Source organism: Desulfovibrio sp. 1188_IL3213 (assembly GCF_036763145.1).
GTDB lineage: Bacteria > Desulfobacterota > Desulfovibrionia > Desulfovibrionales > Desulfovibrionaceae > Desulfovibrio.
Map to the genome: position 1 here is coordinate 1 of NZ_JBAIYR010000176.1, position 4,626 is coordinate 4,626.

Annotated in this window: 4 protein-coding genes and 1 pseudogene; 1 reads left to right on the forward strand and 4 read right to left on the reverse strand. The window is 55.6% G+C overall.

Annotated features, from left to right (window positions below; genetic code table 11):
* The 3 genes and pseudogenes from V6C16_RS08210 to V6C16_RS08220 all read right to left on the reverse strand — a co-directional run.
* Nucleotides 1-237: pseudogene (locus tag V6C16_RS08210) on the reverse strand (thiazole synthase); the annotation flags it as partial.
* Between the two features lie 300 nt (nucleotides 238-537).
* A complete protein-coding gene (thiS, locus tag V6C16_RS08215; RefSeq protein ID WP_333536406.1) occupies nucleotides 538-738 on the reverse strand; it encodes a sulfur carrier protein ThiS in 201 nt (66 codons plus the stop codon).
* A 218-nt stretch (nucleotides 739-956) separates the two neighbouring features.
* The gene (locus V6C16_RS08220; protein WP_333536407.1) at nucleotides 957-1,361 is read right to left on the reverse strand and encodes a hypothetical protein; all 405 of its coding nucleotides are present in this window, start codon (nucleotides 1,359-1,361) and stop codon (nucleotides 957-959) included.
* Nucleotides 1,362-1,563: 202 nt separating this feature from the next.
* Here V6C16_RS08220 and V6C16_RS08225 point away from each other — a divergent pair, with 202 nt between their 5' ends.
* Nucleotides 1,564-3,405, forward strand: coding sequence for a carbon starvation CstA family protein (locus V6C16_RS08225; RefSeq protein ID WP_333536408.1), 1,842 nt, complete (start codon nucleotides 1,564-1,566; stop codon nucleotides 3,403-3,405).
* A gap of 813 nt (nucleotides 3,406-4,218) precedes the next feature.
* Here V6C16_RS08225 and V6C16_RS08230 read toward each other — a convergent pair.
* On the reverse strand, nucleotides 4,219-4,626 hold a 408-nt coding region (locus V6C16_RS08230; protein WP_333542994.1), incomplete at its 5' end, for a DnaJ C-terminal domain-containing protein.

The window sequence follows — 4,626 nt, forward strand, 5'->3', positions numbered from 1 at the left end:
GTTGGGCAGAAGCCGCATGTGACCGGGGATGTGCCCCATGATGCCCTGAGAGGCGCTGTGGTCTGGCGCTGAGGGATCGGGCCTGTCCACCCGGCGCATGGCTACGGTGATGACCTCGGCGCCGCTGGCTTCGGCCACTGCCGGGATAAACCCGTCAGAGCCATATTTTCCCGTACCGATAAAAAGGCGGCTGCCAAGACTGATGCCGCCGAGAATAAAGGGATCGCTGCTATTCATGACATGCTCCGCGCAAAAGCGCTGCTGAAGATTGTGCTGCTGCAAAACACTGCGCCCTGTTTTTCACGGGGCATGCCGTCTTTGGCAGGTGGATTTTGGCTGCTCCACTGGGGCTGAAAACGGCTCGCACTGTGCGGCAATATTTTGCAGTCAGGAAAGAAATGTTTGCGTCTGTTACGCCGGAACGGCTGTTTTGCGCGCGGCATCCGCGCACGCAGTCCGTCCGGTTGTGCTCTTGCAGCCGGGCAGGTCTTCGCAATATGCACGCAGACAGTCAAAGATTTCCGGGATGCGGGCTGCCTAGCCGCCGCCTACAAAATGCACAATCTCCAGTTTGTCCCCCTGCTGCAGAAAGGTTTGCGCAAATGCCTCTCTGGCAAGGATGCGTTCGTTGTGCTCCACCACTACCGTGCTGGCCTCATGCCCGCGCTCGGCCAGAAAGCGGGCCACGCTGACCTGGGGAGCGCAACTTTCGGGCTGCCCGTTGACCACAATGTTCATAATGAATCTCCATAGGTTACAAAGCCTGTTTCGGGCTGCGGGCATGTGTTTTTCGGCTTTTCAAGGGCGCAAAAAAACCCGCAGAACCAATACGGCTGCGGGCAAGCACAAACCTGTTTCCAGGTTGGGCCAGCTTCCCTTCGTCGGCACTATCCGCGTCAGGTGCAGAACCGCGTTTTTTTGCGCGGTTCTAGGGGTCAGGGCGCGACAGCCCTTTCTCAGCCATGATGGCTCCCCCAGCCGGTTTTTTGACGATAGACCCATGCCGGGCGGAATGCAAGCCTGCCAGAAGAGGGAAAGCGCGCCGCGCGGAAAAGGCCGGAACAGCAGTGCCGATGGATCAGCACGAGGAATGTGGATGTGCTCTTTTTGGGGCGTAAAAAAGTATAAAGGGATAATTTTTTATTGGGAAAGGGTGGGGAGGGTTCCACGGGAGTGTCCGCATTGTTATAAATAATAATCATTAATATTTTAAGTATTTTATATTTGTAAGTCGCGGCGGGCAACGATTTCGGCAGTGCCGTATGGCAGTTTTTTTCGTGTTGCGCCAGGCATAAATGCCCTTGACCGGCATGGACAGGGACGTCCGAAGGGTGTAGCAGAAAAACAGGAAAAATTGTCAAAAACCTGTATTTCCTGCTTTGGGTGCAGTTTTTTGTTTTAGTGTGGGCGTATTCTTGTGAATATTTTTGTGAGGAGGGCTGCTGAACACGCAACTATTTTGACGTGACACGCCGTTGTTTGTGCAAGTTCATTAAAATTCTGCAAGTATGGCTTGCTGCCTGATCGAGAAAGTTGATTCAAGTTCAGACGGGGGAATTTGTAATGGAAGCTCTTGAAAACATAAATGCCATAACCCTTGTGTTTGCGGCATTATGCATTTTTGCCATTTCATACCGTATTTACGGCATCTTTTTGGCAAACAAGGTTTTGCGGCTGGATGCAAGCCGCAGTACGCCCTCGGTGCGCTTTGCCGACGGACACGACTATGTAAAAACCAATGAATATGTTTTGTACGGCCACCATTTTGCCGCCATTGCCGCGGCCGGGCCTCTTGTGGGGCCTGTGCTGGCCGCCCAGTTCGGTTATCTGCCGGGCGCCCTGTGGATTCTGGTGGGCTGCGTTCTTGGCGGCGCGGTTCACGACATGGTGGTTCTTTTTGCCTCTGTGCGACATAAAGGACAGAGCCTCGCCGCCATCGCCACGCGCGAGGTCGGTCGAGTCACGGGAACCGTGGCGGGCGTGGCGGTTCTGTGCATTCTCATCCTTACGCTGGCCGGTCTTTCCCTGGCGTGCATCAGCGCCATGCACAACGCGCCCTGGTCGCTGTTCATCGTGGTCATAACCATGCCCATTGCCATGATTATGGGCCTTATCATGCGCTACAAGAAGAACAGTGTGCTTTTTGCCAGTCTTCTTGGACTGGTGCTGCTGGTTGTGGGCATTCTGAGCGGCCATGACCTCATGAAGCACGACGTGCTCGGCTGGGCTTTTGACTGGGACAGAAACACGGTCGCCATCGCCATTGCGGTGTACGGCTTTTTTGCCTCGGTGTTGCCCGTATGGTTTTTGCTGGTGCCGCGCGACTACCTTTCCACCTACCTGAAGATCGGCACCATCCTCATGCTTACGGTGGGCATCATCTTTGTGCAGCCCACCATTCTCATGCCCACCATCACGCCCTTTATCAACGGCGGCGGCCCTGTCATCGGCGGCCCCGTCATGCCCTTCATCTTTATCACCATCGCCTGCGGAGCCATTTCGGGCTTTCATGCCATTATCGGTACGGGAACCACGCCCAAGATGATCGGCAACGAGCGTGATATTCTGTTTGTCGGGTACGGGGCCATGCTCACCGAAGGCTTTGTAGCCATGATGGCCCTGATCGCGGCCTGCACCCTGATGCCCGGCGACTATTTTGCCATCAACGCTGCTCCGGCCAAGTATGACGCCCTGCTGGCCGCCCACCCCAACCTGCATACCGTGGACCTGACCTTTTTTGAAGAAAAGATCGGCCTGAACCTGCACGCCCGGCCCGGCGGCGCAGTGTCCCTGGCAGTGGGCATGGCTCATATCTTCCACAAGATCCCTTACATGGATCACCTGATGGCCTACTGGTACAATTTTGCCGTCATGTTTGAAGCGGTGTTCATCCTTACCGCCATTGACTCCGGCACGCGCGTGGGCCGCTTCTTCCTTCAGGAAATGCTCGGCAAGGTATATGCTCCGTTCGGCGACAAAAACTGGGTTCCGGGCATTGTCATCACCAGTCTGGCCTTCACCTCCATGTGGGGCTATCTGGTGTATACCGGCAACATCAGCAATATTTGGCCGCTGTTCGGCATGAGCAATCAACTGCTGGCTGCCTGCGCCCTTATCGTCTGCACCAGCATGCTGCTGCGCATGAACAGGGGCAAGTACTGCCTGGTGACGGCCATTCCCGGCATTTTTATGACCGTGGTGACGTTCTGGGCGGGCTACCTTCAGTTGACCACAGACTATATCCCCAACGGCAAGTACCTGCTGGCCGCCCTGGCCTGCCTGGTTATGGTGCTGATGGTCTTTGTCATCGTGGGAACCTTCCGCCGCTGGACCGAACTGATGGGAATAAAGACACTGGTCACCGACTCTTATGGCGAATCGGTGCGTGAGCTGGCTGAAGAATAGTTGCTGTTTCCTGTTTTTGGAGTGGATTATGAAAAAGGCTCCGCTGCCTCGCAGCGGAGCCTTTTTTTGAAGCCGCCGCCGTGCCTGTGGCTGACAGAGTGGTTTTTTTGGAGTGTAGAAGGACGGAAAATAAATTTTCAATTTATATACTACTAGCTTCAGATAAATATGTTATAAAAATTGAGACATGAGATAATTTAAAAAAAATGACAGTTCTGTGAAAAAGAGAACTTGTCAAGGGGGTGGAGGTTTGATAGCTTGAGCGCGCAAACAGTTTTTGCCGGCAGCTTTGTGCCGCCGGTATAGTCGTGCTGCACTGCTCCCACTAGACACTGGCTAAAAAGCGGAAGACCGGACCTACCCCACCGGATTCCGCAGCGGTACGACCATAAAGCCGCTCTGCGGCTTATGACATGACAAGCGCCGGATTTTGCCGGTGCAAAACATAGGCGGGCAAGCCCGCGCAACTGAGCCGGATTTGATGAGCGGGACCGCATTTCCGCGAGCGCCTGGCGGCCTGAGCCGCCGAGTGTCTTCAAAATTGCCGGTGCGTCTGGACGGACTGCGGAACGGCATGGCCGGGTCGCAGGGCGTACGCTGCCGTACAGACAGCACCACCCGGCGAAGCTCAAGGTTCCTTGCAGACCCTGGGCGTCAACTGCTGGCTTGGATCAGACGCCAGAACCCCCGGTCAATTGTTGGCCGGGGGTTCTATGTTTTATGCTGTACCGTTTATCTGCGTAATTGTTATTGTCGAGCGCTGTAGTGGGCGCCTTGAGGCTTTGCGAAGGAAACACTCAACGCTAAAATATTTTAGTCCAGACCCATTGCCTTGCCGATTTTTTTGGCGGCCTTTTTGACTTTTTGCAGCGGGGTCTGCTCCCCGGCAGCCTCAAATTCGCGCAGCAGTTCTTCCTGCCGGGCCGAAAGGCGTGTGGGTGTGAGCACCTTGACCTCTACCAGCATGTCGCCGCGCTGCTTGCGGCCGGGGTAGGGCATGCCCTCGCCCGCCATGCGCAGCAGCGCGCCGCTTTGCACGCCCTTGGGGATGTCCAGCGGCATGGGACCGTCCAGGCCGGGAATTTCCACCCTGTGGCCCAGTGCGGCCTGAACAAAGCTGATTTCCTGAGTAAAGACAAGGTCCTGGCCTTGACGCTGCCAGCGTTTGTCCTGTTCTACGGTAAGCACCACATACAGGTCGCCGGGGGGGCCGCCGTGTAA